Raw genomic sequence first — 24,252 nt, forward strand, 5'->3', positions numbered from 1 at the left:
GAGTCGATCTTGAAAGCTCTCCGGCGAGTACCCCTGACACCGGAAGACGATCTCAAGGTCGCAAACCCCGACAGGCCAACCCCGTGGCCAGTCAAGTCAGATTGGCAAACCCCTCATTGTGCGACTCCCTCCTGTGTGGGTGTGTCCATCACAGTGCTCGCGGCGTCATCTGCCACGCGGGTTCGGTGCGGCCCCGCCGTCCCGGTGGGTGGAGGGGCCGTGACCTGCTGGGAATCGATCTATCCGAGCACCGGGTAGTTCGCACGGAACACGTTGTGCGGGTCACGGGCCCGCTTGATCTCCCGCAGCCGCGCGAGCGCGCTGCCGGAGAAGGACTGCGCCGCCGTGTCACCGGGGGACAGTACGGTGTACGGCTTGCGGCCGCTGATGTAGGCCTCCAGGTCGGCCACGACCTCGGCCTGCTTGGCGCGCGTCGCATCGGCCGCGTGCGGCAGGCCGAGACCCACCAAGCCGAGCAGGTACGGCTCAGCCACCGCGCCACTCGCACCGGCCCCGCCGTCCAGCTCGGCGAGCGCTCCGCCCAGGTGCCTGATCTGCACGTTGATGAGCGGTTCGACCGACTTGGCCAGCAGGCGCTCCACCGCGTCCGCGTCCAGGCCGGTGAGTAGCTCCGCGCGAGCGATGGATGGGGCCGGATCGGTGGGCTCGGCGGCGATGTCACCCAGGTTGGCAACCGGGACGACGCCGCGGCTGTCGGAGATCGCGCCCTCGATCTTGTCGATGCGCCCCAGCAGGTCCTCCCCCTGAGCCGCCTCACCGAGGTAGGCCAGATCCAGCGTCACCATCGGCGACGCGCCGGGTGGCTGGAGCCGGTTGATCCAGACACTGAGTTCACGCGGCGCCTCGGCGGTGATCTCCAGGAACGCGTCGTACACCTCCCTGGTCCGGTGCTCAGGCCAGATCACGCGCCCGCCGTACAGGACTGGCACGGGATACAGTTCGAGTTCGAGGGCGGTCACCACCGCGAAGTCCCCGCCACCGCCGCGCAGCGCCCAGAACAGCTCGGGATCAGACTCGGCGGTCACCCGGCCCGGCTCGCCATGAGCGTCCACGATGTCGACAGCCCGCACGCTGTCGGAGCCGAAGCCGTACTTGCGGCTGAACCAGCCGACCCCACCGCCCAGGGTGTAGCCGGTCACGCTGATTCCCGGCGCGCTACCGGACAGGCCGGTCAGACCCAGCGGACCGGCCGCCGCCAGCACCTGCCCCCACTTCGCGCCCGCGCCCACCCGGACAATGCGCTCCTCCGCGCGTACCTCCACCTCGTTCAGCAGACCGGTACGCAACAGGATCAGGCCTTCCACATCACCCGAGGCGCCATGCCCGCTCGGCTGCGCGGTCACCGTCATACCCGCCCGCCGCGCGTAACGCACGAGCGCCGCCACGTCATCGGCATCCGCGGCCTCCACCACGGCCGCCACCGGCTGCTTGACGGTCAGATTCCACGCGGTGGCCGCCTGTTCGAAGCCGTCGTCATCGGCCAGGAGCACGCGCCCCTTGAGGACACCGCGCAGATCGTTGATCGTCATCGTCGTCTCCTTTTCGAGTTCTCAGAAAATGCGAAGGCGCACCCTGCTGCACTACGGGAAGGACGGCGCCCTGACCGGCCCGGGCAAAGATCACGCCGAAACCTCGATGCAGGCCTTGCACCTGCGGCGGTCCGCGCTGGTGCACGTCAGCACGCTGCTGCTGCAGCAGGTTCTCGCCGAGCCGAGGACCGGCGCGGCCTGACGTGCTGTTCTGGTCCGGCATCGACCGGCTGCCGGATCGCTGGTGCGGCGATGGCGGGACGCGTCGAAGAGCTCCGGCCGCCAGACCACGTGGTTACGCGATGAGCAGAAGCGCGCTGATCGTCAGCATCACCACGGCGGTGGCGCCGTGGATGCCGTAGACGGCCGCCTTGGGCCCGTTGCTGCGCAGCACGATCACCGCGTCGCCGACGGGTATGGCGCTGGCGGCAAGCATGAACCAGCCCAGCAGGCTCGTTGTTCCGCCGGCCAACAGGATGAAGATGAAAAGCCCTGAGGCGATGTCGCGCACGCCCTTGACGGACAGCCAGGCGTGGAAGCTGCGGTCCTCGGTCGGCGTATCGGGGATGCCGAAACCGGCCGCGGCCTGCGGCGCCCAGAAGGCGCGGGCGCCCATGAAGATGATGCCCGCGCCGATCAGTCCGGCGAGCGCAGTGGCGATGTTGGTGAGCATGGGTTCGTCTCGTCTCTCGGGAGCAGTTCTACGAGCGCATTCCAGACAGCGGGGCGTATGCCATCACCGTTCGTAGCCGTCGACGAAGTGGTTGTCGTGGGCTTCGTGAAGCCGGCTCTGGTCCCGATCGTTCACGGTGGCGAGCTGCGCGAAGTACTCCTCCCGGGGTACGCCTGGCGAGAGGGCCATGAGGAGGGTGGCAGGTTCGGCGCGCTCCTTCCGCAGCGCGTGGACGTCACCCATCGCGGCATGCGCAGCGTCGCCGGGCAGCAGTGTTCGCCACTCCCGCCCATCGAAGTAGTCGACTTCACCTTCCTCAACGATGAAGGTCTCGCTGAAGGTCGTGTGAAAGTGCGGGGCAGGTCCCCGACTGGAGGGCGACATGCGCCACCGGTAGATGCTCACGACCCCGCTGGTCTCCGCCGGGCCGGCGAGGACTTCGATGGTCGATCCGCTGGCGCCCAGCCGGATCGTTCGCGTCTTTCGGGCTCGCTCGGGTTGCTTGCAGAAGCAGTCCATCGGCTTGGTCTCAGTCACGACCCGAGTCTCGGGGCTTCGCCGCTCCGCTCGCGCTCACTTCGGCGGTGGCCTAACAATAGGGAGGTGATCCGCTACCGATTGGGCGCCGGTGCTGCGAGCGTGCGATGGGCCATGTCGCCGATCCACGAAGTGGTCAGTCTTGCCCGGCTGCTGACAGAACCGCAGCGTCACCCGATGTTCCACCAGTGGCTCCGCCGTCGCCACCACCGCCTTTCCGGCCTGGACCTGAGCGCGCTCACGATCTTCATGGCCGATGGCGCGTACCGGCCCGACTTCCTCGACCCATCGCCGATGTCCAGTGAGCCGACCTTCGAAGAAGGCATGGATGCCCTCCTCTCCATCCCGACGGACCAGGTCTACGCCGAGTTGGTCGACGCCGGTATCGGGCGTGGGGCACAAATAGGCCGCCGACTGCTCGATGACCCCGACCGAGCCAGGCTGGAGGCCGCCGAAGCGGTGCGCCGCCTCTGGAAGGCCGCCATGGAACCGGAGTGGCCGTCCATGCGGCAGGCGCTGCGCGCCGAGATGCTGGACCGCGCCCTCCAGGTCAACCGCGAGGGGCTGCGCACCGTCCTTCCGCGCCTGCACCACTCCGCAGGGTGCGAAGGCGACACCATCACCGTCGAGTCGACCGCCGATGTCGACGTCGACTGCCCCGAGGGACTCATTCTCGTTCCGTCACTGTTCATCACCGACCGGGTGCAGTGCTCCACCTCAGACCACTGGACTCCGGCGATCTACTACCCGGCATCCGGGCGATACCTCTGGGCGGCACCTCCCACTCCGAGATCCCTTGACCGGCTTCTGGGAACGACTCGATCGAGGATCCTGGCCGCGCTCACCACTCCGCTGCAGACGACCATTGTGGCCAGGCTGGTGAGCGTCACCGTCCCGACGGCCAGCGAACACCTGGCAATCCTGCGAGACGCCGGGTTGATCGACACCAGCCGGGCCGGCCGCACGGCCACGCACGAGCTGACCAAAGCTGGACATGCTCTCCTGGACGCGGCCTCGCCGCGACCATGACTGGTCTGGGAGCTACCGGTCCTCCCCATCGGGCCGGTGCGTCGACGAATCGATGCCCGCACGAATGATTCGTCATGGATGGCGACGAACTGCTGTTCAACACCGACGCCGACAGCGTCAAGGGCCGCGACCTGGCCGGCACCTGCGACGAAACCGCTGCGACTGCCGGATGCGGCATGTTCTCTCACCACGACCTTCGCCACTTCCGAGATTGACACCATCTCGGATTTTTCTCGTATCTCGGCTGGACCCGGGACAGGCCCAGGAAGAGCTCGGTGATCGAACGGCGCCGATCCCGACCCATCCACCGAGTCCGGGACCGGCGGCTGAAGGCCTACACTCCGGAATCCAAGATCAGAATGACCGGAAGGCGGTACGTGCTTATGGGATTTCGGAGTGATGGTGCGGACATGTCCCACGATGAGCGCGTCATCAGGTACGGCCACGTGTCGAGCGCGTTGGCGTTACACAGTGATCGGCGACTGGCGGAACTCGTAGACCACGCTCCGGTCGCCGGTTCCGGTATCGGCGGCACGTCGGTGCTGTTGGACGTCGACGGTGTGCCGGTGTTCGCCAAACGGATCCCTCTCACCGACCTGGAACGCCACCCGGACAACGTCATGTCCACGGCGAATCTGTTCGGGCTGCCGGTGTTCTGCCAATACGGAGTCGGCTCACCGAGTTTCGGCGCGTGGCGCGAACTGGCGGCCAACATCATGACGACGAACTGGGTACTCGCCAGGCGCAGTGAGGCCTTTCCTCTCCTCTACCACTGGCGGGTGCTGCCCGGAGCGGTGCCGGTAGCCGAGGAGCACGCCAACGTCGAGCGTGTCGTCGCCTACTGGGGCGGCTCGCCCGCGGTGCGGCGGCGGCTCCATGCGCTGCGTCAGGCGTCGGCGAGCATCGTGCTGTTCCAGGAGTTCATCCCGCACACCCTGCGCGACTGGCTCGCCGCCCAGGTCGCGGCGGGCGAGGACGCCGTCGCCTCGGCGTGCGCGATGCTGGAGTCGCGGCTGCTCGCCGACATCGCCTTCATGAACGCAGGCGGCCTGATGCACTTCGACGCCCACTTCGACAACATCATCACGGACGGGCGTCGCCTGTACATCACCGACCTCGGCCTGGCGACCTCTGCGCGCTTCGACCTCTCCGCGCAGGAGGCGACGTTCGTCGAACGGAATCGCACGCACGATATCGCCTACGCGGTCATGAGGCTGGTGAACTGGCTGGTGTCAGCGGTGTGCGGGGTGGCGGTTCCGGACACCGGCGGGCCGGTGGAGCGCAACGAATACATCCGGGCGTGTGCGGCGGGCGCCGAGCCCCTCGGCGCCCCGGCCGCCGTTGCGGAGTTGATCCGCCGGTACGCACCCGTGGCAGCCGTCATGAACGACTTCTACTGGGATCTGTTCGGGGTGAGCCGGGCCACGCCGTATCCGGCCGAGAAGATCAACGCTGTCCGCGCGTGGTCGAACACGACCCCTGAACCGCATGAAAGCGGACACGGCTCCTGAGCGGTGGCCGTCTCAGTGCTCCCGGTAGTAGTCGGCTAGGGCGGCGAACGCGGCCTTGGGTTCCCATGGCATGTCGGGGTAGGTGGCTCCGAGGCGGTCCTCGAAGACTTTGACGATGCCGTAGCTGGCCAGGTCCAGGTCCTCGCGGGGGTCGCCGTCGGGGCGGTGCAGGTGGTCGTACAGCGCGAAGGTGAACACGAAGGTGCTGTCGATGCCTCCGGCGTCGAAGACCTCCAGCAGCTCGCGCAGATACGCGGCCTGACCGGCCTCGTCGCGGGTGTACTCACCGTTCAACCGAACAGGACCGGTGTCCTTGTCGTACTCGACGATCTCCAGACCGTGAGCGCCCCGCTCGCCCGCACCGTGGTAGCCGGCCGCGCCGAACTCGGTGATCGCGACCGGCTTTCCCTGCGCGACGAGGCCGCGGACGCCTTCGGCGAAGCGGTCGGCGATCTCGACCGACCGGTAGAGATCCACGGACATGATGTCGAACGGTGCCCAGTCGACGCGCTCAAGCGGTACGGAGGCGTAGGTCACCTTGCCGCCGAAGCCCTCACGGACGAGTGCCACGGCCTTGGCGAGGAAGTCGTTGACACGTGCGCTGACCTCGCCGATCTGCTCGCGCAGGAGATGTGGCTGGCGCAGCAACTCGACCCGCTCCTCAGTGCTGTCGCCGGGCAGGAACCCCTTGTTCATCAGGCTCAGCTCTGCGCCGGTGACGAACACGACCTCGGCTCCCCGCTGTCTCAGCCGCTCCGCGCGCGCCGCGCAGTCGGCGAGCAGCGACAGCATCTCGTCGGTGGTCAGTTCAAGCGGGTAGGGCGAGAACCAGACCTCGAGGCCGAGGTCGGCGGCGTATGCCGCCGCGAGCTCCAGCCGTTCCGGATCACCGCCCATGACGCGTACCGCATCACAGTGCAGGTCATCACGGATGATGCGCAGCTCGCGCTTGACTACCTCCGAGTCGAAGAGCTTGCGGGACATGGCTCCGTCGCGGACGAAGCCGGTGTCATAGCTGATGCCTTTGGCTCGCATGTGTCGCGCCCTCTTCCAGTGCGGGATTTACGGTACTCGCCGTACCTTAATTGCTGTAGCTCAGGGATGACAACCAAAATGGGAAGGTACGATCGGTACCGCTTGCGGGAAGGGGCCATGGCGGAGAATCCGATGAGGCAGCCAGGTGCTGGGCAGACGCGGCGACGTGGCGCTGCCCTGGAGGAGGCGATCCTGCGCGCTGCGGTGGACGAACTCACCGAGTCCGGATACGCCGGGTTGACCATGGACAAGGTCGCCGCTCGCGCCGGCACCAACAAGAACGCCATCTACCGCCGCTGGCCGAACCGCCTCGCGCTCGGCATCGCCGCATATCGGCAGCTCGCCACGACGGTCCCACCCCCCGACACCGGCAGTCTGCGCGGAGACGTCCTCGAGCTGCTCCGCCAGGCGAACCGCCACTGGAGCTCCCCCCTCGGCGCGATCCTGCGCGAACTACTCTCCGCAGCAGGCGGCACGTCGGAACTCCTGGCACAGCTGCAAGAGCAGCCCGGCGACGCCGCGGCCGCCCCCTGGTTGACCACTCTGGGGCGCGCGGTCGCACGCGGTGAAGCAGCCCCCGAAGCGCTCCATCCACGGGTCGCCACCGTGGCCATCGTCCTGCTGCGCAACGAGTTCGTCGTGCGCGGGGTCCCTACCGCACCCGACGACGTCCTCGTCGAGATCGTCGACGAGGTGTACCTGCCTCTGGTGCGGCGACTCGGTCCGTCCCCGAGCTGATCTTCCACCGGCGCTGAGACCTGGACCAGTGACCGCGTGTTCGCAGGGAACAGTGATTCTCATAAATGGGCCGCGCTGCAGGACTACGCGGAAACCAAGCGCATCACGGTGATCGCCTGCCTGCTCCACAAGGCCAGGATGCGGCCATCGCCTGATCGAAGCTCCCGAGGGACTTGCCCCGACGGGACGGCTTCCTGGGGCGTGGCCGTGCGACGCCCGGAAGATTGTGGCTCAAGTTGGCCAGGAACCTGATGCGGTCCAGAGCCTCCTCAGGGGAGTTGCTCTGCGCCACGCGCTGTGCGCCTCCGGCCAGATGGCGGATCTCGGTGAACGCCATGGCCGCCAGAAGCGCGGCTATGTCCCGGTCGAGCTCGGCCTTCTGGCTCTTCATGCCGATCCACCCTTACTGCCGCCCCCAGGGCGGGTTGTGCGGGCCTGGGTATGCGACAAGGCAATGCGGCGGCGCGCGATATCGACATCAATGATCTTCACGGTGAGGGCGTCACCGACCTCGATGTCGTTCTCGGACGATTCATTCAGCTCGCTGGTGTGCACCAGCCCCTCGAAGCCGTCCTCTCGGTCTTCGATGCGGACGAAGACCCCGAACGGGACGATCTTGGTGACCGGTCCGGTGACCACCTGCCCGATTCGCTGTGCGACCTGCGGCCACGGGTCTTCCTGCACTGCTCGGAGCGACAGCGGCACTCGTTCCCGAACCATATCGACGTCGAGGACCTCGGCTGTGATCTCCTGGCCGACGCTGACGACATCAGACGGGTGGTTGATCGGACGCCAGGACAGCTCCGGAATGTTAATCATTGCGGTGAAGCCGCCGATGTCCACGAAAGTGACGCCGAAGCTGGCGATGGTCGTGACCGTGCCGGTGACGACCTGGCCGCGCCGCAGGGTTTTCAGGAACGCCCAGCCCCGGTCGCTGGGCGTCGGCTCGGTCTGCCAGCGTGCGCGGAGAACCCCATCGCTGTCCGGTAGCACAGCGGTGAACAGCGGGTGCCGCTCATCGGTAGCCAGGGATACGACGCCGGCAGCACGCGCGCTGGTGATCTGGGAGGTCACTGCCTCGAATTGGGTCTCGTCCACGACCATGCTGGTGATCCGCCCGTCCTCGTCCTCCCAGAGGACTTCCACCAGGCCCTCCTCGGGCAGAGAGCCCATGGCCGCGTCTACGTCGGTGAGCAGGTCCGGCCAGACCGCCAGCTGTGCGCGAGGGGTCAGCTGGGAGCGCACCGCCTCGATGTTGTCGCGGGTGAGGCGGTGCCAACGGGAGGCGTTCGCGGCGTAGGTCTCCTCCAGGAACGTGGCGCGGTGGGCACTGACCGCCCAGTGCAGGCGGGCCCAGAAGTCGGCGTCGGCCGGGCGCTGTACGCGCAGTGGGCCGTCGGGGGCGAAGTCGTACGGCGATGTGTCCAGGCGTTCCGGGAAAAGTCCGAGCGAGCGGGTGCGGGCCAGCGCCGCTTCGCAGGGGCGGCTGCTGCCGACGTAGAGGTACTGGTCCCAGCCGACGTGCACGGTGAATGCTCCCTCCGCCTCCAGACGGCACCAGGCGCCGCTGTCGCGGAGCATGGCCCGGACGAGTTCCAGGCCGGCGGCCATCGGTACCAGGGCACCGTCGTGGAACCCGGTGAGGCCAGCTGGGAAGAGGTCGGCCAGGCCGTAGCCGTTGACCGGTGGTTCCAGGCCGAAGTGGGCGAAGCCGCCGATCTACGGCTCGCGGATGGTCAACTGGTCGACACCGGTCTCTTCGGCGAAGGCCGCGATGGCCTGCAGGTATGCGGCTTCGACCGGCCCATGGTCACTGGTCGCGGGCTCGGCACCGGCATAGTGGCCGTGCTGATCGCGGTCGGCAGGGTCGTACTTGGTGACCTGGTAGACGTAAGGCAGCACGTCACTGCCCGCCGGAGGTCGAAGGCGCTGCTGCTGGGGTCTGGTGGGCGAGGCGGTCGAGCTTCGGGACGACGAGGGTGTCGCCGGCGCGCACGGCCGCGAGGGCCTGGGCCAGGCCGGGCCGGTCGCGGTTGGTTCCGGTCAGTCCGTGGTCCAGGTAGATCCGGTCCTCCGGGACATCCAGGCTGAGCAGGATCTCGCGCTGGGCGGTGAGGTCCTGCTTGTCCAGGCCGCATCTCGCGTAGCCGACGCGGTCGCTCATGCCCGGAGCGTACGGTAAGCCCCCGCTCAGTGCACAGATCACCGGACACCCTAAATGAGACGCCGTCAGCGCAGGTAGATCCTCCCAACCGGTCAAGATCACGATTGTTCGGTGGGGGTTCCCCTAACGGACACAAAGGACGCCGCGGTCAGTACCCTGACGCGGTGACGACCGACACCGCCTTGTTGTCGAGGGCCATGAGTGGCAACGTCGACCCACCTCTGCTCCCGCTGCCGGATCGCGTCGCGGAGCTTATGTCCGAGCTGGAGTGCCCGCCGCGGCTGGCGGCCCACCTGCGAGCCGTCCACGATGTCGCACACCAGCTGGTCGACTGGGTGGAGATGTGCTACCCCGCCTTGTTCTTTGACCGCGAGGCAGTGCTCTTCGGGGCCGCGACGCACGACATAGGTAAGACCGTGCACGTTTCCGAGCTTTCCGAGCCTGGCGGGGCGCACGAGCAGGCTGGGCGGACTCTTCTGCTCGGCCGCGGCGTCAGCCCGGGGCTCGCCCGCTTCGCCGCAACACACGCATCGTGGACGGAGCCGAGTGCCGGTCTGGAAGACCTCCTGGTGAGTCTCGCCGACAAGATCTGGAAGAACAAGCGCGTTCCGGACCTGGAGGATCTCGTTGTGGCTCGGCTGGCCGAGGCCACCGGCCGGGCGGCATGGGAGGAGTTCGTTGCGCTCGACGAAGTCCTCTCCCGCATCGGCGACGAGGCGGACGAACGTCTGGCGTTCCAGGCGTCCTTCGCGATCCACGGCTAAGGGTCACGGCATGAGTCACGGCATACGGACAGACCGGGTCATCGCGCTCAGTCGTACTCCGGTGTCATGACGGCGGCCATGGCCAGATGCGGGGCGGCCTGCTCGGCCAGTCCCTGCCGCTGGAGCGTACGGCCGAGCAGATGCCGGGCGTAGGAGTCGTCCGGCGACTCGGCCACCAGCCGCTCCAGCGTGGCGCGGGCCCGCCCGAGCTGCGCCGAGGCGAAATAGGCGCGGGCGGCGAGCATGCGGACGTTGCGGTCGTCTCCGTGCACGTCAAGGAGGGGACGCAGCAGGGCCAGCGCCCCGAACGGATCGCGCTTGTCGAGCAGGGACTCGGCGAGCCGCAGGCGTTCCACCTCCTCGGGCAGCTCGCGCCGCCGGCCGCCCTGCAGCAGGAAGTCCTTGATCACATCGGCGGGCTGGGCGCCCGCGAGCGCGCGATCGCCGACGACGATCGTCGGCGAGGTGGCCACGCCCCTGGCCTTGCCGGTGAGCAGCAGCTCCCGCACCAGGTCATCGCCCGCGTCCGTGTCGAGCAACGCGGCGCCGTCGGCGAAGCCGGCCTCGGCGGCGACGTCCGCGAGCACCTCGCGGTCGCTGATGTCGCGACCCTCGATGAAGTGCGCCCGCATCACCTGCTCGGCCACGGCGTTCTGCCGCCCGGCCCCGCCATGCTCGAACGCCAGGGCGAGCAGCCGGTGGGCGTCGTGGGCGTCGGCCCGCCAGGCCGCGCCCCAGCGGGGCCCCAGCCCTTCCTCGGCGGCGATCTCGGAGACGCGCACCCGGTTCTCCGCTGGTGACAGGCCGGGCGCGCACCGGCGCAGCGCGGTGTCCACCATCGGATCGCGGTACTCCTCCTCGAGCGGGACGGCCCGCGCCGGGGCGGTGGGGTCGATCCGGAACGGCCGCCACACGACCTCGACGGCGGCGTCGTCGAAGGCCGGGTCGGCCAGGGCCGCCTCCAGTCGCCGTTTGCCGATGTACGCCCACCCGCAGACCACGTCCGCCCAGACCTCGATTCGCATGCCAGGCAATCTATGCGACAGCTGTCGACTAAGCAACATTTGTCGTATAGTCGGGGTCGTGAACCCGGATGATCCCCGCGCGCAACGCACCCGGGCCCGTCTGCGGGCCGCGATACTCGACCTGGCGGCCGACAAGGAGCTGGGCTCCATCACCATGGCGGAGGTGGCCAGGCGCGCTGGGGTGAACCGGGCGACGGTCTACCTGCACTTCCCCGACATGGACGCGCTCGTGACCGACGCCATGGAGGAGACGGTCGCCCAGGTCGCGCGGGCCGCCGCCCTGTGCCCGCGCGACGCGCCCCGAGACCGGGCGCCCGAGCCGCTGGTCGGCCTGTTCGAGCACGTGGCCGCCCGGGCCACCCTGTACCGGCGGATGCTGGGTGCCCAGGGCAGCGCGCTGTTCGCCGCTCGCATGCGCGAACGGCTGACCGCCGAGTTGGCCACGCGCTTTACCGGCGGGTCACGTCCCGAGGGCTTCGACGATGTCCCGGCCGAACTGCACGCCACCTACCTGGCCGGCGCCCTCACCGGCGTGATCTCCCACTGGGTCACCGGCGAGCGCCCGGCCCCCGCCGCGGAGGTGACTTTGGCGTTCTGGCGACTCTTCCGCGCCTGACGTCGTGGCAGGGGGCATGAGGGGACATGCCACCAGCCGCCATCCGAGGCCTTGCGGTGCCGCATCTCCCGGGCCGGTCCGTCCATGACCTCAGACGCCACTGTGAATCATCCCGGCGAGTGCTCCGCAATCGGAGCACAGTTCGGGATGAGGGGAACCACCGGTCGATCCGGTGGAAGGGATCAATGACCAGGCGTCGGAAATGCCCAGCGGACTGCGTTCGCTCAACCCCGCCCCGTGAGCCGCGTGGAGCGAGTCCCGACGGGCGGCGAATGTCGCGAAGCAGGTGACCAGACCGATCAGGAATCGAGAAGCGCCGGTCACAGAGCCGCAACTAGCGTCATCGCCATGGCTTTCATCGAATCCGTCACCCTTGAGGTGGCCGACCCCACCGCCGTCAGACGCTTCTACACCGCCGCCTTCGGTTTGGGCTCGCAGGTGCGCCTGCGGGCCTCGGAGGCACCGACGACCGGGTTCCGTGGGTTCACGCTGTCGCTCACGGTGTCCCAGCCGGCCAACGTCAACAGTCTCATCGGCGCCGCTCTGGACGCCGGCGCATCGCCGGTGAAGCCGGTCACGAAGTCGTTCTGGGGCTACGGCGGCGTCGTCCAAGCCCCGGACGGGACGATCTGGAAGGTCGCGACCTCGGCGAAGAAGGACACCGGCCCCGCCACCCGGCAGATCGACGAGATCGTGCTGCTGCTGGGAGTGGCGGACGTGGCCGCGAGCAAGCGGTTCTACCTTGACCGTGGCCTGGCCGTGGCGAAGAGCTTCGGCCGCAAGTACGTCGAGTTCGCCACGGGGTCGAGTCCCGTCAAACTGGCGCTCTACGGGCGCCGTGCCCTTGCCAAGGACGCCGGCGTCTCCGCCGACGGCACCGGATCGCACCGGATCACGATTGGCAGTGATGCCGGGTCCTTCACCGACCCGGACGGGTTCGCGTGGGAGACCGCGTCGCTTTGAGCCGGGTGGCGCGGCCGCACCGGCCTCCGCCGGAAAGGAGTTCTCACATGTGTCACCCTTCGTGGGCGCGCGCACTAACCGCGGCGCAGCGCCTGAGCGACCTCGCGCGGCTGCGCCGCGTTCGGGACCGGATCGGCCGGGAGTACGCGCAGCCGCTGGACGTCGAGGCGCTGGCCCGCGGCGTGAACATGTCGGCAGGGCACCTCAGCCGCCAGTTCCGGCTCGCCTACGGCGAGTCGCCGTACTCCTATCTGATGAGGCGGCGCATCGAGCGTGCGATGGCGTTGCTGTGTTTTGGCGACCTCAGCGTCACCGAGGTCTGTTTCGCGGTCGGCTGCTCGTCGCTGGGCACCTTCAGCACTCGCTTCACCGAGTTGGTCGGTGTGCCGCCCAGCGCCTATCGGCACCAGGTGGCGGGCGCGAGGGCGTCGTGCGTGGCGAAGCAGGTGACCAGAGCCATCAGGAATCGAGAAGCAACAGTCGCGGAGCAGCAACTAGCGTGACCGTCATGGATATCACCATTCACACGAGCTTCCTCCCGCACGACGACCCGGAGGCCTCCCTGGCCTTCTACCGCGACATCCTCGGCTTCGAGGTCCGCAGCGACGTCGGAAACGGCAAGATGCGCTGGATCACGGTCGGCCCCGCCGGCCAGCCCGGCACGTCCATCCTCCTGGCGCCGCCGGCCGCCGACCCCGGCATCACCGACGACGAGCGCCGCACCATCGCCGAGATGATGGCCAAGGGCACCTACGGCTGGATCCTGCTGGCCACCTCCGATCTCAACGGCACCTTCGAGAAGGTGGAGGCCAGCGGCGCCGAGGTCGTCCAGGAGCCGACCGAGCAGCCGTACGGGGTGCGCGACTGCGCTTTCCGCGACCCTGCGGGCAACCTGGTCCGCATCCAGGAGTTGTGCTGAGCGCGCCGTGTTCGGGTTGGCGTGCCAGCCGGCGCCCACCGAGCCTGTGGGCGCCGCGGTGGCGGGCAAGGCTCAGGGCAGCATGTTCTCGATGAGGTCGGCGGCACGCGGGATGCCGCCCTCGGCCCGTGTGTCGGCGCGCAGCAGTGCCGAGCGGCGGGCGACCTCCGGGTCGGTGACCAGGTCGTTCAGGGCCGCCCGTAGCGCCCGCTGCGGGACCCACGAGTGCACCTCGACGTCGGGCCGGATGTCGCCGAGTTCCCGCGGCTCGGGTTCAGTGCAGGAGCAGGTCCGGTGTGATGGGGAGATCCCGTACGCGGATCCCGGTGGCGTTGTGAACCGCGTTGGCGATCGCCGCCGGAGCGCCGACGATGCCGATCTCGCCGATGCCCCTGGCCCCCAGCGGACCGGCGTGGACGTCCTCCTCGTCCAGCCAGACGGCGTCGACGTCCATCACGTCGGCGCTGGTGGCGATGTGATACTCCGCGAAGTCGTGGTTGATCACGTGCCCGGTGCGGTGGTCCAGGACGCTGCGCTCGTGCAGCGCCATCGACAACCCCATCGTCATCCCCCCGATGAACTGCGAGCGCGCGGTGCGGGGATTGATGACGCGCCCCACCGAGAACACCCCGAGCATCCGCGGCACCCGGATCTCGCCGGTGTCGGCATCCACCCTGACCTCGGCGAACTGCGCGCCGAAGGAGTGCATCGAGAACCGCTTCGCGTCCGGGTCCCGAGGCATCTCCCCACCTGCCTCCGCACCCCGCGGCGGGTCCTCTCCGTACGCGTGGCGGAAGGCGCGGCACGCGGCCACGATCGTCGAACCCCAGCTCGCGGTGCCCGAGGACCCACCCGCGACGGTGGCCCGGGGCAGGTCGCTGTCCCCGATCTCCACACTCACCGCGCCGAGAGGACATCCCAGCGCGTCGGCCGCGATCTGCGTCAGGACCGTCCACGCACCGGTGCCGATGTCGGCCGCGCCGATGCGCACCGTATAGCGGCCGCGTCCGTCGTAGGCCACCACGGCCCGCGAGCCGGGGATCCGGTAGTACGGGTAGGTCGAGCTCGCCACCCCCAAGCCCACCAACTCGCGCCCCTCCCTGCGCGTGCCGGGCACTGCCGGTCGGCCTTCCCAGCCGAAGCGGACCGCCCCCTCGCGCAGGCAGCGCACCAGGTGACGGCCCGACCACGGCCTGCCGGACTCCGGGTCGACCTCGGGCTCGTTGCGCACCCGCAGCTCGACCGGATCCAGCCCGCAGGCCACGGCGAGCTCGTCCATCGCCACCTCCAGGCCGAAGAACCCCGGCGCCTCGCCCGGCGCGCGCATCCACGACGGAACGGGCACATCCAGCGCGGCCAGCCGGTGCGCCGTCCGCCGGTTCGGCGCCGCGTACATCATCCGCGTCCCGGCCGCGGTCTGCTCCGCGTACTCCTTGATCCTCGAGGTGTGCTCCACCGCCTCGTGCGCGACGGCCGTCAGCCGTCCGCCCTCGTCGGCGCCCAGCCGTACGCGCTGGATCGTGGGCGTGCGGTGGCCGGCCAGCGAGAACATCTGGTGGCGGGTCAGCGCCAGCTTGACCGGGCGCCCCGGCACGGCCCGCGCGCCCAGCACCGCGAGCACGTTGTGCGCGTGCGGCATCCCCTTGGATCCGAAGCCCCCGCCCACATACGGCGACATCACCCGCACCTGATCCGGCCGCAGGCCGAAGACCCGCGCGAGCGTCGACCGTACGGCGTGCACGCTCTGCGTCGAGTCGAACAGCGACAGCCGCGCGTCGCCGAGGAAGCCGCCGCCCGGATCCCACACCGCCACGGTGGTGTGCGGCTCCATCGGGTTGTTGTGCTCCATCGGCGTGGTGTAGATCTGGTCGACCGTCACCGCCGCCGCCTCCATCGCGGCGTCCACGTCGCCTTCGTCGGTGTCGGTGGCGAACCCCTCGTTGACCCGTTCCGGCCGGTAAAGATCGGTTCGGTCGGCCCGCAGCTCCGTGTCGTGGGGCTCCTCCTCGTACTCCACCCGCACCAGACCGGCGGCGTACCGGGCGATCTCGGGCGTCTCGCCGAGCACCACCCCGATGAACTGCCCGCGGAACGCGACCGCGTCGGACTGCAGGACGGACAGCTCGGCGTCCTCGGTGTCGGCCAGGCGGGCGGCGTCACGGTGGGTGACCACGGCCAGGACGCCGTCGACGCCGGCCGCCGCCACCGTGTCGATCGCGATGACGCGGCCGCGCGCGATCGTGGCCTGCAACGGGTGCGCGTACACCGGATCGTCCACCGGCCGGTCGTAGGCGTACGCCGCGCTCCCGGTCACCTTGGCCCGGCCGTCGACGCGCGGCGACGGCGTGCCCACCGCTCGGCCCTGTGCGCTCACCTGGGCGGTCTCCTCGGCGGTCTCCTCGGCGGTCTCCTCGGCGGTCATCGTCCCTCCTCGGCGAGGTCGCGCAGCGTCGCGACGATGGCGTTGCGGACCATCGGCACCTTGAACTCGTTGCCGTGCAGCGGCCGCGCGGCGGCGAGTTCGGCTTCGGCGGCCCGGCGGAAGGCCTCCTCGGTGACCGTCGCGCCCAGCAGCGCCTCCTCGGCCAGCGCGGCACGCCACGGCTTGTGCGCCACGCCGCCCAGCGCCAGCCGTACGTCGCGGACGGCGCCGCCGTCGAGGTCGAGGCACGCCGCCACGGAGACCAGCGCGAAACTGTAGGAGACGCGGTCGCGCACCTTCCGGTAGGCCGAGCGGCGCGCGAACGGAAGGTCCGGCAGCTCGACGGCCGTGATCAGCTCGCCGTGCTCCAGCACCGTGTCACGCTGCGGCGTGTCGCCGGGAAGCCGGTGGAGGTCCGCCAGTGGCAGCGCGCGCTCGCCCGCGGGGCCGAGCACGATCACCACGGCGTCCAGCGCCAGCATCGCCACCGCCATGTCGGACGGGTGCACCGCGACGCAGTGCTCGGACGCTCCGAGGATGGCGTGGTAGCGGGTGTAGCCGCCGATCGCCGAGCATCCGGAGCCGGGATCCCGCTTGTTGCACGGCGTGGTGACGTCCTGGAAATAGGGGCAGCGGGTCCGTTGCAGGAGGTTCCCCGCGGTGGTGGCGGCGTTGCGCAACTGCCCGGAGGCGCCGGACAGCAGAGCCCGCGCCAGCACCGGGTAGCGCTCGCGCACCAGCGGATGCGCGGCCAGGTCGCTGTTGCGTACGGCGGCGCCGATCCGAAGGCCGCTGCCTGTCTCCTCCACCCGGTCCAACGGCAGCCGCGACACGTCGACCAGGAGGTCCGGCCGGGCGACGCCGAGCTTCATGTGGTCCACCAGGTTGGTGCCGCCGCCGAGGAAGGCCGCGCCGGGCCGCCCGGCCACGGCCGCGACGGCCTCGGCGGGATCACCGGCCCGCAGATACTCGAAGGGGATCACGAGTCCGCCTCCTCGCGAAGGGCCGCGACGATGTTGACGTACGCGCCGCAGCGGCACAGGTTGCCGCTCAGCCGTTCCCGGATCTCCTCGTCGTCGAGCGTGACCGGGCCGGTGAGGTCGTCGGTGACGCGGCTGGGATGCCCGGCCTTGACCTCTTCCAGCATGCCGACCGCGGAACAGATCTGCCCGGGCGTGCAGAAACCGCACTGGAAGCCGTCCTCCTCGAGGAAGGCCCGCTGCACCGGGTGCGGCTCGCCCTCCTGGACCAGTCCCTCGGCTGTGGTGACGTCGGCGCCGTCGTGTGCCACCGCGAACGTCAGGCAGCTGACCACCCGCCGCCCGTCGAGCAACACGGTGCACGAACCGCACTGCCCGTGGTCACAGCCCTTCTTCGGAGATGTGACCGACAGGTGGTCGCGCAGCGCGTCGAGCAGAGTGGTGCGGGTGTCGACCGTCAACGATCTGTCCCGGCCGTCCACCCGCAACGTGATCCGAGCATCCATGGTCGCCTCCCGGCGGTGTCCCAGCGGGCCTCGCGGCCGCTCCTTGGGGCCGCTCCCCACAGAGGCCCACTGTGCCCCCGGGACGCGCGGCTAACACTCGGGCCGCGGATCGTGGCCAGGTCCCTGCACGGGTTTGGTGGACACCTTGACATTCCCGGCCGTGACGCCTCCGTGATGTGCCGTCATGCCTCCCAGTGGGCGTCGTCCGCCACTGGTCGGCGGCCGGGATCAGTCGAGCCCGCGCAGGCCGTCGAGCACGCCTTGGAGCGTCCGCGCGTCCGGCCCGTCGGCGCGGTCGGCGATGCCCGGGTGACGCAGGCGCCGGGGAAGGGCCGCCCTCGGCCCGCGCACGGGCGGGGCGGGGGTGCGGGCGGCGGGAATGGCCACCTCGCACCAGACGATCTTGCCGCGGTCGGGAGCGGTGCGGTGTCCCCACATCGTGGACAGCGCTCCGACCAGCGCCAGCCCGCGGCCGCCCTCCCGCAACTTGTCCGGGGAGTCGGTCCGCTCGGTGGCCGGCATCTGGGTGCTGACGTCCCAGACCTCGATCACGAGGCTGTCGGAGGACAGCAGCAGCCGCAGCGCGATCATCCGCAGGGCGACGGGGAACACCGACGAGGCCACCGGCAGGCTGGACACCGCCTCCGTGGCTCGGATGGCGTTGGTGACCAGCTCGGACGTGAGCAGCTCGACCGTGTCGGCCAGCTGCGGCAGCTCCCACGTGGCGAGCTGGCTCCGGGCGAAGGCACGCGCCTGGCGCGGGGTGGTGGCGGTCGAGCCGAACACCCGGTCGGCCGCCTTCCCGTCACCGTGCGCCGGAAACGGAGATGTCAGCATTCGGGGAACGTTCCGCGAACCGCGCGGCGGGCGAGCGCCGACGGCATCGGCTCATGATCGGTCCGGGGGAGCAATCGCGGAAAACGCATGACACAGATCATGTGCCAGCGCCCGCCCCGGCGGTACCTCCTTGACGAGATCGGAGGAAATTCCTCACTCCAGGAGAGAAGGCGTCCCTCGCCGGGCGTCTTCCCATCGAACATGGCAGCGAGAGCACCCGTGACATCACGCCGGCGACTCGAACCCGTTGTCGAGGGCCACCGACGGGACGACCGGCCGCGGGTGATCAAGGGCGCCGTGGTGGCGCCCATGGTGCCCGAAAACGCGCCGGGCGGTCCCAGGCATCGCCCTGGACCAGGTCGCGTTCCACCTCCACCGCAGCTCTGTGATGCATTCCCTATCGTTATCTATCTCTCCTTGTTGGATGGTAGTTTTGGGAGTAATAGGGAAAGTTATCGCGGAAGAATCGCGACTGCGCTTCGGAGGGGAGTCCCGTGTCGCAACAGCCGTACTCGGTGGACCAGGTGGCGGAGTTGCTGGGCTTGCACGTGAAGACTGTGCGCGCGTATGTCCGCGACGGTCGGCTGAAGGCGACCCGGATCGGCAAGCAATACCGGATCACGCGCGAGGACCTGGAGGCGTTCACCGGCATGCCGGCTCCCTCGCCCGTCCGGACCAGTCGCCACACCGAGGTTTCCAGCATCGTGCAGATCGACGCGATCAGCCCCGAGGAGACGATCCGCCTGACCAACACGGTCATAGCCGCCGCCGCGGCCCCTCCGCCCGCCGGCGAACGCCTGCGCGTCGAGACCGTCTACGACGAGGAACGGGCCAGCCTGAAAATCATCATCCTGGGCGGCCTGGACAGCACCGCACAACTCCTCAAGATCATCACGGCTTTGACCGAGGAACGACAGTGAACGACATCTACACCTCCGCCGATGGCGCGCGCATCCTCGTGCAGCGATACCGCGCGTTCCTGGAGAAGCTGCCGGTGCTCGGCGACGACGCCCTGCGCGGCCTGCGGATGCCGACGCTGGTCATCCTCGACTTCCTGCGCTCACCGAAAGAAGCACGCCCTCATGCCTGACATCCTCCAGCACATCAACGGCATACCTGTCCTCGTGTGCGACGCCGACGGTGAGCCGCTGCGCGACGAACGCGACGCGGTCGACCTCATCGGCGAGGCATTCCACCACGGCGCCTCGTGGGTCGCCGTCCCGGCCGACCGCTTCGAGGACGACTTCTTCCGGCTGCGCACCCGCGTCGCCGGCGAGATCGTCCAGAAGTTCGTCAACTACCGGATCGGCATCGCCGTCATCGGCGACATCTCCCGGCACACCGCCACCAGCACCGCGCTGCGGGACTTCGTCCGAGAAAGCAACCGAGGCACGCATCTCTGGTTCGTCTCCGACGTCGACGACCTCCGCGACCGGCTCACCCCTGCCCCAGGCAGCCGCTGACATCGGCCTGCCGGCTCAGCGCGTACGGATATTCGCCATCTCCGGGGTGGCCTACGACGACACCGCGCGTCCAGCCGGCTCGTGAAAGGTGACTCCGCCTACCTGACAGAGGGTGACAGGTATGACCGGCAGGCTCTCGGGTGTCCAGGCTTCACCGACTTCCATGAGCGAGATGACCACGATGACCACGCACGCGACCGGCACATTCGACATCACCGGCTGGGACGAGATGGCCACGGACCAGCGTGAGGGCGCGACGATCAGCCGGGTGCGCATCACCAAGACCTTCCAGGGCGACATCGAGGGGACCAGCACCACCGAGATCCTCACCGTCGCGACCGATGCGGGTCCCGCGGCGTACACCGGGATCGAGCATGTCGAGGGCACGCTGGGCGGACGCAAGGGCACCTTCGTCCTGCAACACAGCGCCGGCAGCGAGAACGACGTCCAGTGGATGCGCTGGCTGATCGTCCCCACCTCGGGCACCGGCGAACTCACCGGCCTGCGCGGCGAGGGCAGGATCGAAGTGGAGGACGGCAAGCACACCTTCGTCCTGGACTACGAGCTCGCCTGAGCCACCGCGCCCCTGAGTCGGGGCTCAGAGTGTGGGGGAACGAAAACGTACGCTAAGCCCGTTCGCCCAGCTCAGTGATGCTGGTTGAACTGAGATCGCTGGGCCGTGTAGCTCATCGCCCGCTCCTTTCAGTCGCCGGTACCTTCGCCGCGGTGCCGAGTGGCGAACGTTCCCCGGCCCTGCACGCTCTCGATCAGGCCTGCCTCCGGAGGGAGGGCTCGCGTGATCGTGATCAGCAGTGGTGAACGGACACCGAGGTGGGCGGCGGAGTCGGCGATGACCTCTGCCAGCCACCCGACCGCGTCACACGACCACTCGGAGAGCGCCCCGCGCAGCACCACGCCGTGCAGGGGCGGACCGTTCCAGAAACCGTCATCGAACGGCGGAGGAAGGACGTCATCCCGGCCGGTGACATCGTGAGACCCGTAAACGAAAACGTCCTGCTCTAGGTGACCGAGGCGGTCGGTGAGCCATCCCGCGACAGCGGGGATCGACGGGTCCCGGCCGCTGTTGACGCCGACCTCCACTGGTGTCCTCGCCCCCGGGTCGCACTCGGCGAACCAATCGATTGTCAGCATCGACGGTACGGCCGCGTACGGCGGACGAGTGGAAGCGTCGAGACCCTGAACCGGTATGAGGATCTGTATCGCGGAGAGGTGCGGCGTGCCGGCCCGTGCCGTCGCGTCCATAGCGCACCGCAGGAACGGCTGCACGGGAAGCGGCCGGTCACCGGCCACCGCGCTTGCCTCCACCTGGAACCACGAGATCAGCCCCGCCCCGGGAGCGGCAAGGGGGTGGTTCCACCCGGCGTCGTTCATGCCCCACAGGCCGGAGGCGCCGAGCCTGTCGTCCCCTCCCACCACGGCTGCCTCGTCGAGCCAGCCCATGGCGAGCGACCGCTGGTAGAACAATTGGTAAGCGTCGTGCTCAGGATCGTGCCAGGGGTGCGGGACCAGCTTGCCGTAGAGGGCGGCGAACATGGTGCCCGCCGTCCGACGGTCCGCGGGCACCATGCCCGGCTGTGCTGTGACGTCGCGCTCCGGCACGCTGTGTTCTCCCTTTGTCTCGCAGCTGCGACGTCCTCACATTAGTTCACCCGGCAGTTGACGTCGGCCTGGTTCATCGGCTTCTCGGCGGTGTCGATCTCGCCGATCACGTCGACGTCCACGTGGTTACGCCACGACGTCAGCTGGGTGTCGTATGCCCCCTCGGCGGTCTGGGAGCTGGAGGTGACCGCGACCCGCAGGGAGCCCGGATGGGATCTTCGGGGCCCGTTTGTGCAGGGCAGGCCGGACGGCCGGTTCGTGTACCTGTCGTGGGGCGCGGTCGATGACGCCGGCGGGCAAAGCTGTGTTCACTTTCGCGTTGCGCGGGGTCGGTGGCGGCGGCGCGGCGTTGCAGGCCCCGCAGGACGTCGCGGGGGTGCCACCGGGATACGGCGGAAACGGGCCGCGTCCGCCGTATTCCGGTCGCACCCCTCCTGTACGAGCAGCTCACCGGCGAGCCGACCCGCACCGGGGACATCGGCCAGCTCGCCGGGATCTCTGCGACCGCCGTCTCCACCGGGCTCCGCACGCTCGCCGAGCACGGCTTGGCCGAGCGCCAGCCAGGCGGGTGGGTGCGAGGGTCGGCCGGCCCCATTTGATCGCCCCCACCGTGCTGGCCCACGCTGCGCAGCCTGGTCGCCGACGGCGTCAGCGTCACCGAGGCCGCCCGCACATTGAAGATCGGCCGCTCCACCGCCCACGAGGCCCTGGCGGACGCGCATACCTCGGAGTCCACACCGTAAGCGAACCGATACCTTCACTCATAGGGGGCTGAATCATCGCAGGCGAAATCCGACCAAAATTTCCCCAGGACTACAGCAACCCCTTGGACTTCGGCTGCACCGGAGCACGCCGGATCTTGGCTCAATTAGACAGGCAGGAATTGGATCTCCCGACGGAGCCACTTCGTCGTCCAGGGTCATGCCGCTCAGATCGATCCACCGCTAGGAGCCCGTAACGATGTCTTATCCGCCGCCGCGATACTTGAAGGATCACGGGATCGCCAGCGCAACCTTCCGGTCGGCCGACGCACCACCCGACCTCACGATCGGAGTCAAGTCCCGGGTCGGCTATCTGGCCACTGGGGCCAGCACGGATGGCCAATTCGGTCTCTACCGCTGGGACATGGCCGCGATCCCAAACGGCCCCGGCGCCCATTTTCACAGGACCATTTCCGAGTCGTTCTTCGTCCTGGAGGGCACCGTCTCGCTGTACAACGGCGAGCGATGGCTGGACGCGACACCGGGCGACTTCCTGTACGTGCCGCCGGGCGGGATCCACGCTTTCAGTAACAATTCCGATGCACCTGCTTCCATGCTGGTGCTGTTCACGCCGGGTGCACCCCGGGAGGCGTACTTCCAGGAACTCGCCGAAATCGTCGCTTCCGGCCGCCAGCTCACCGAGGAGGAATGGACTGAGCTGTATGCCAAGCACGACCAGTACGTCGCATCGTGAATCACGCTTGAGCAAGGGCCTGGTAGGTGGGGTGCTTGGGTCCACCGCGGGTGAAGCGCCGCAGCACCTGTTCGGCCTCGGCGGTGGCCGGGCCCGCCGAAGCCTAAGTGGTCGGCGTTCGAAGTCCTTCGGGGGTTGATCAGGCTGCCAGGGCGATGGAGGATTCTTGGTGTCGGTCGGCGGATGTGTGTCGGTCGAGCCGGGCCAGCAGATCGTCCAGGTCGGAGGTGGTGAACCTCCATTGGAACGGCTGTGCGCACGGTGTCCACGTGCACGCCCACCTCGGCCGCGATCCGGGCGTTGGACCTGCCCCGGACCGCCAGGAGCACGATCCGTGACCGGACCCTGGACTGGTGCGGAGTCTTGTGACCGTAGGCCGCCTTCTTCAACCGCTGCCGCTCGGCGGCAGTGAGGACGATGAGCCGGGCGGCAGGAACAGGCAAGGCAAACAAGCCGATCAGCAGAAGTGGATCACGATGCCATGGGGGTCTTACTCAGGCCGTCCCGTGGTGGAGGGGTCCAGCGCGGCGAGTTCTTCCTGCGACAGGCGCAGAGAGCCGGCAGCGACGTTCTGGGCGAGGTGGTCGAGATCACCGGTGCCGGGGATGGCCAGGACGTGGGAGCCCTGGTGCAGCGTCCAGGCCAGCCGGATCTGGGCCGCGCTCACGCCGTGGGCGCGGGCGATCGCGTGCACTTCCCGGCTGTGGTCGGTGATCGCGCCAGCGGTGCGTCCGGTGCCGGCGATCGCGTAGAACGGCACGAACGCGATGTGCTGCTCGCCGCAGTGGTCCAGGAGCTCCTGCTGCTCGGGTGATGCGCCGAGGCCGTACATGTTCTGGACGCAGACCACCGGGGCGATGGCCTGGGCCTCGGCCAGGTGGTGGGGGCGGATGTTGGACAGGCCCAGGTGACGGATGAGTCCGGCGGTGCGCAGTTCGGCGAGTGCGCCGAAGCGTTCGGCGATGGAGTCGGTGCCGACGATGCGCAGGTTCACCACGTCGAGGTGGTCGCGGCCGAGTTGGCGCAGGTTCTCCTCGACCTGGCCGCGCAGTTGCCCGGGGGCGGCGTGCGGCAGCCACCGGCCCGAGGGGTCGCGGCCCGGTCCGACCTTGGTGGTGATGACCAGGTCGTGCGGGTAGGGGGCCAGTGCCCGGTTGATCAGTTCGTTGGCCGAGCGCAGGGGCGAGAAGTAGAACGCGGCGGTGTCAATGTGGTTCACGCCCAGGTCGAGCGCGCGGCGCAGCACGCTGATCGCCTGGTCGCGGTCGCGTGGGAGGGCGTCGGCTGCGAAGGCTTCGCCGTGCTGGGTCAGGCGCATCGCGCCGAAGCCGATCCGGTTGACGGTGCGGTCGCCGAGCGTCCAGGTGCCGGACGCCGCTGCGGTGGTCGTCTGTGAGGTCATGGCGCGATGATGTGCGCACGATAGGGTGTCCTGCCATTGATTA

At 69.1% G+C, this 24,252-nt stretch carries 32 protein-coding genes; 16 read left to right on the forward strand and 16 right to left on the reverse strand.

All coding sequences use genetic code 11. The features are described 5' to 3' along the window. Window positions 1-239: 239 nt before the first annotated feature. The gene (locus QSK17_RS20050; protein ID WP_285706454.1) at window positions 240-1,550 is read right to left on the reverse strand and encodes an FAD-binding oxidoreductase; all 1,311 of its coding nucleotides are present in this window, start codon (window positions 1,548-1,550) and stop codon (window positions 240-242) included. A gap of 28 nt (window positions 1,551-1,578) precedes the next feature. Between QSK17_RS20050 and QSK17_RS20055 the strand changes: the two genes are divergently transcribed. After that, a complete protein-coding gene (locus tag QSK17_RS20055) occupies window positions 1,579-1,752 on the forward strand; it encodes a hypothetical protein (protein WP_285706455.1) in 174 nt (57 codons plus the stop codon). Window positions 1,753-1,845: 93 nt separating this feature from the next. Here the strand turns inward: QSK17_RS20055 and QSK17_RS20060 are convergent, their stop codons facing one another. After that, window positions 1,846-2,223 carry a DUF4267 domain-containing protein gene (locus tag QSK17_RS20060; protein WP_285706456.1) on the reverse strand — a complete coding sequence of 126 codons (378 nt, stop codon included), beginning with the start codon at window positions 2,221-2,223 and terminating at the stop codon, window positions 1,846-1,848. Window positions 2,224-2,286: 63 nt separating this feature from the next. Next, entirely contained in the window at window positions 2,287-2,760 is a 474-nt protein-coding gene (locus QSK17_RS20065) for a cupin domain-containing protein (protein ID WP_285706457.1), read from the reverse strand. 114 nt (window positions 2,761-2,874) lie between these two features. Here QSK17_RS20065 and QSK17_RS20070 point away from each other — a divergent pair, with 114 nt between their 5' ends. From QSK17_RS20070 to QSK17_RS20080, 3 genes are all read left to right on the forward strand, one after another. Further along, window positions 2,875-3,789 carry a DUF5937 family protein gene (locus QSK17_RS20070; protein ID WP_285706458.1) on the forward strand — a complete coding sequence of 305 codons (915 nt, stop codon included), beginning with the start codon at window positions 2,875-2,877 and terminating at the stop codon, window positions 3,787-3,789. Between the two features lie 74 nt (window positions 3,790-3,863). After that, a complete protein-coding gene (locus tag QSK17_RS20075) occupies window positions 3,864-4,004 on the forward strand; it encodes a hypothetical protein (RefSeq protein ID WP_285706459.1) in 141 nt (46 codons plus the stop codon). Between the two features lie 195 nt (window positions 4,005-4,199). Beyond that, a complete protein-coding gene (locus tag QSK17_RS20080; RefSeq protein ID WP_285706460.1) occupies window positions 4,200-5,300 on the forward strand; it encodes a BUD32 family EKC/KEOPS complex subunit in 1,101 nt (366 codons plus the stop codon). Between the two features lie 12 nt (window positions 5,301-5,312). On the opposite strand, the gene QSK17_RS20085 is transcribed toward QSK17_RS20080, so the two are convergent. Then, window positions 5,313-6,335: a glycoside hydrolase family 113 protein gene (locus QSK17_RS20085; RefSeq protein WP_285706461.1), complete on the reverse strand. Its 1,023-nt coding sequence runs from the start codon at window positions 6,333-6,335 to the stop codon at window positions 5,313-5,315. 132 nt (window positions 6,336-6,467) lie between these two features. On the opposite strand from QSK17_RS20085, the gene QSK17_RS20090 reads away from it, so the two are divergent. Further along, window positions 6,468-7,073: a TetR/AcrR family transcriptional regulator gene (locus tag QSK17_RS20090; RefSeq protein ID WP_285706462.1), complete on the forward strand. Its 606-nt coding sequence runs from the start codon at window positions 6,468-6,470 to the stop codon at window positions 7,071-7,073. Window positions 7,074-7,176: 103 nt separating this feature from the next. Here the strand turns inward: QSK17_RS20090 and QSK17_RS20095 are convergent, their stop codons facing one another. The 4 genes from QSK17_RS20095 to QSK17_RS20110 all read right to left on the reverse strand — a co-directional run bounded on the left by QSK17_RS20095 (window position 7,177) and on the right by QSK17_RS20110 (window position 9,237). Continuing rightward, window positions 7,177-7,464, reverse strand: coding sequence for a hypothetical protein (locus QSK17_RS20095; protein WP_285706463.1), 288 nt, complete (start codon window positions 7,462-7,464; stop codon window positions 7,177-7,179). Continuing rightward, complete coding sequence (locus QSK17_RS20100; RefSeq protein ID WP_285706464.1) at window positions 7,461-8,684, reverse strand: S1 RNA-binding domain-containing protein; 1,224 nt, start codon at window positions 8,682-8,684, stop codon at window positions 7,461-7,463. Before QSK17_RS20100 ends, QSK17_RS20095 begins: the two co-directional genes overlap by 4 nt. A 108-nt stretch (window positions 8,685-8,792) precedes the next feature. Then, window positions 8,793-8,975, reverse strand: a complete 183-nt coding sequence (locus QSK17_RS20105; protein ID WP_285706465.1) for a hypothetical protein — start codon at window positions 8,973-8,975, stop codon at window positions 8,793-8,795. Between the two features lies 1 nt (window position 8,976). Then, window positions 8,977-9,237 (reverse strand): recombinase family protein, encoded by a 261-nt coding sequence (locus QSK17_RS20110; RefSeq protein ID WP_285706466.1) that lies wholly within the window; start codon window positions 9,235-9,237, stop codon window positions 8,977-8,979. A gap of 164 nt (window positions 9,238-9,401) precedes the next feature. On the opposite strand from QSK17_RS20110, the gene QSK17_RS20115 reads away from it, so the two are divergent. Beyond that, window positions 9,402-10,001, forward strand: coding sequence for an HD domain-containing protein (locus QSK17_RS20115; protein WP_285706467.1), 600 nt, complete (start codon window positions 9,402-9,404; stop codon window positions 9,999-10,001). A gap of 47 nt (window positions 10,002-10,048) precedes the next feature. On the opposite strand, the gene QSK17_RS20120 is transcribed toward QSK17_RS20115, so the two are convergent. Continuing rightward, the gene (locus tag QSK17_RS20120) at window positions 10,049-11,026 is read right to left on the reverse strand and encodes a DsbA family protein (protein ID WP_285706468.1); all 978 of its coding nucleotides are present in this window, start codon (window positions 11,024-11,026) and stop codon (window positions 10,049-10,051) included. A gap of 58 nt (window positions 11,027-11,084) precedes the next feature. Here QSK17_RS20120 and QSK17_RS20125 point away from each other — a divergent pair, with 58 nt between their 5' ends. From QSK17_RS20125 to QSK17_RS20140, 4 genes are all read left to right on the forward strand, one after another. Continuing rightward, entirely contained in the window at window positions 11,085-11,642 is a 558-nt protein-coding gene (locus QSK17_RS20125; protein ID WP_285706470.1) for a TetR/AcrR family transcriptional regulator, read from the forward strand. Window positions 11,643-11,990: 348 nt separating this feature from the next. Beyond that, window positions 11,991-12,605: a VOC family protein gene (locus tag QSK17_RS20130; RefSeq protein WP_285706471.1), complete on the forward strand. Its 615-nt coding sequence runs from the start codon at window positions 11,991-11,993 to the stop codon at window positions 12,603-12,605. Between the two features lie 47 nt (window positions 12,606-12,652). Beyond that, a complete protein-coding gene (locus QSK17_RS20135) occupies window positions 12,653-13,108 on the forward strand; it encodes a helix-turn-helix transcriptional regulator (protein WP_285706472.1) in 456 nt (151 codons plus the stop codon). Window positions 13,109-13,113: 5 nt separating this feature from the next. Next, window positions 13,114-13,524: a VOC family protein gene (locus QSK17_RS20140; RefSeq protein ID WP_285706473.1), complete on the forward strand. Its 411-nt coding sequence runs from the start codon at window positions 13,114-13,116 to the stop codon at window positions 13,522-13,524. A gap of 72 nt (window positions 13,525-13,596) precedes the next feature. Here the strand turns inward: QSK17_RS20140 and QSK17_RS20145 are convergent, their stop codons facing one another. From QSK17_RS20145 to QSK17_RS20165, 5 genes are all read right to left on the reverse strand, one after another. Then, window positions 13,597-13,755 carry a hypothetical protein gene (locus tag QSK17_RS20145; protein ID WP_285706474.1) on the reverse strand — a complete coding sequence of 53 codons (159 nt, stop codon included), beginning with the start codon at window positions 13,753-13,755 and terminating at the stop codon, window positions 13,597-13,599. Between the two features lie 43 nt (window positions 13,756-13,798). Then, the gene (locus QSK17_RS20150) at window positions 13,799-15,946 is read right to left on the reverse strand and encodes a xanthine dehydrogenase family protein molybdopterin-binding subunit (protein WP_285706475.1); all 2,148 of its coding nucleotides are present in this window, start codon (window positions 15,944-15,946) and stop codon (window positions 13,799-13,801) included. Further along, window positions 15,943-16,929, reverse strand: a complete 987-nt coding sequence (locus QSK17_RS20155) for an FAD binding domain-containing protein (RefSeq protein WP_285706476.1) — start codon at window positions 16,927-16,929, stop codon at window positions 15,943-15,945. Before QSK17_RS20155 ends, QSK17_RS20150 begins: the two co-directional genes overlap by 4 nt. After that, window positions 16,926-17,432, reverse strand: a complete 507-nt coding sequence (locus QSK17_RS20160; RefSeq protein ID WP_285706477.1) for a 2Fe-2S iron-sulfur cluster-binding protein — start codon at window positions 17,430-17,432, stop codon at window positions 16,926-16,928. The genes QSK17_RS20155 and QSK17_RS20160 overlap by 4 nt, the downstream gene beginning before the upstream one ends. Before the next feature lie 228 nt (window positions 17,433-17,660). Further along, window positions 17,661-18,269, reverse strand: a complete 609-nt coding sequence (locus QSK17_RS20165; RefSeq protein WP_285706478.1) for an ATP-binding protein — start codon at window positions 18,267-18,269, stop codon at window positions 17,661-17,663. A gap of 494 nt (window positions 18,270-18,763) precedes the next feature. Between QSK17_RS20165 and QSK17_RS20170 the strand changes: the two genes are divergently transcribed. The 4 genes from QSK17_RS20170 (at window position 18,764) to QSK17_RS20185 (ending at window position 20,306) form a co-directional block, all read left to right on the forward strand. Beyond that, window positions 18,764-19,189, forward strand: a complete 426-nt coding sequence (locus QSK17_RS20170) for a helix-turn-helix domain-containing protein (RefSeq protein WP_285706479.1) — start codon at window positions 18,764-18,766, stop codon at window positions 19,187-19,189. Continuing rightward, window positions 19,186-19,359 carry a hypothetical protein gene (locus QSK17_RS20175; protein WP_285706481.1) on the forward strand — a complete coding sequence of 58 codons (174 nt, stop codon included), beginning with the start codon at window positions 19,186-19,188 and terminating at the stop codon, window positions 19,357-19,359. The genes QSK17_RS20170 and QSK17_RS20175 overlap by 4 nt, the downstream gene beginning before the upstream one ends. Beyond that, on the forward strand, window positions 19,352-19,732 hold the full coding sequence (locus QSK17_RS20180; RefSeq protein WP_285706482.1) for a DUF4180 domain-containing protein: 381 nt from the start codon (window positions 19,352-19,354) through the stop codon (window positions 19,730-19,732). The genes QSK17_RS20175 and QSK17_RS20180 overlap by 8 nt, the downstream gene beginning before the upstream one ends. A 172-nt stretch (window positions 19,733-19,904) precedes the next feature. Further along, window positions 19,905-20,306, forward strand: coding sequence for a DUF3224 domain-containing protein (locus QSK17_RS20185; protein ID WP_285706483.1), 402 nt, complete (start codon window positions 19,905-19,907; stop codon window positions 20,304-20,306). A gap of 128 nt (window positions 20,307-20,434) precedes the next feature. Here the strand turns inward: QSK17_RS20185 and QSK17_RS20190 are convergent, their stop codons facing one another. Continuing rightward, on the reverse strand, window positions 20,435-21,352 hold the full coding sequence (locus tag QSK17_RS20190; RefSeq protein WP_285706484.1) for a hypothetical protein: 918 nt from the start codon (window positions 21,350-21,352) through the stop codon (window positions 20,435-20,437). A 147-nt stretch (window positions 21,353-21,499) separates the two neighbouring features. On the opposite strand from QSK17_RS20190, the gene QSK17_RS36225 reads away from it, so the two are divergent. After that, window positions 21,500-22,030, forward strand: coding sequence for a DUF5990 family protein (locus QSK17_RS36225; protein ID WP_352231821.1), 531 nt, complete (start codon window positions 21,500-21,502; stop codon window positions 22,028-22,030). Between the two features lie 282 nt (window positions 22,031-22,312). After that, window positions 22,313-22,807: a cupin domain-containing protein gene (locus QSK17_RS20195; RefSeq protein ID WP_285706485.1), complete on the forward strand. Its 495-nt coding sequence runs from the start codon at window positions 22,313-22,315 to the stop codon at window positions 22,805-22,807. Window positions 22,808-23,297: 490 nt separating this feature from the next. Here QSK17_RS20195 and QSK17_RS20200 read toward each other — a convergent pair whose 3' ends face one another. Beyond that, window positions 23,298-24,209, reverse strand: coding sequence for an aldo/keto reductase (locus QSK17_RS20200; RefSeq protein ID WP_285706487.1), 912 nt, complete (start codon window positions 24,207-24,209; stop codon window positions 23,298-23,300). Window positions 24,210-24,252: the final 43 nt, after the last annotated feature.

Origin of the sequence: Microtetraspora sp. NBRC 16547 (assembly GCF_030268965.1) — a bacterium.
Taxonomy (GTDB): domain Bacteria; phylum Actinomycetota; class Actinomycetes; order Streptosporangiales; family Streptosporangiaceae; genus Microtetraspora.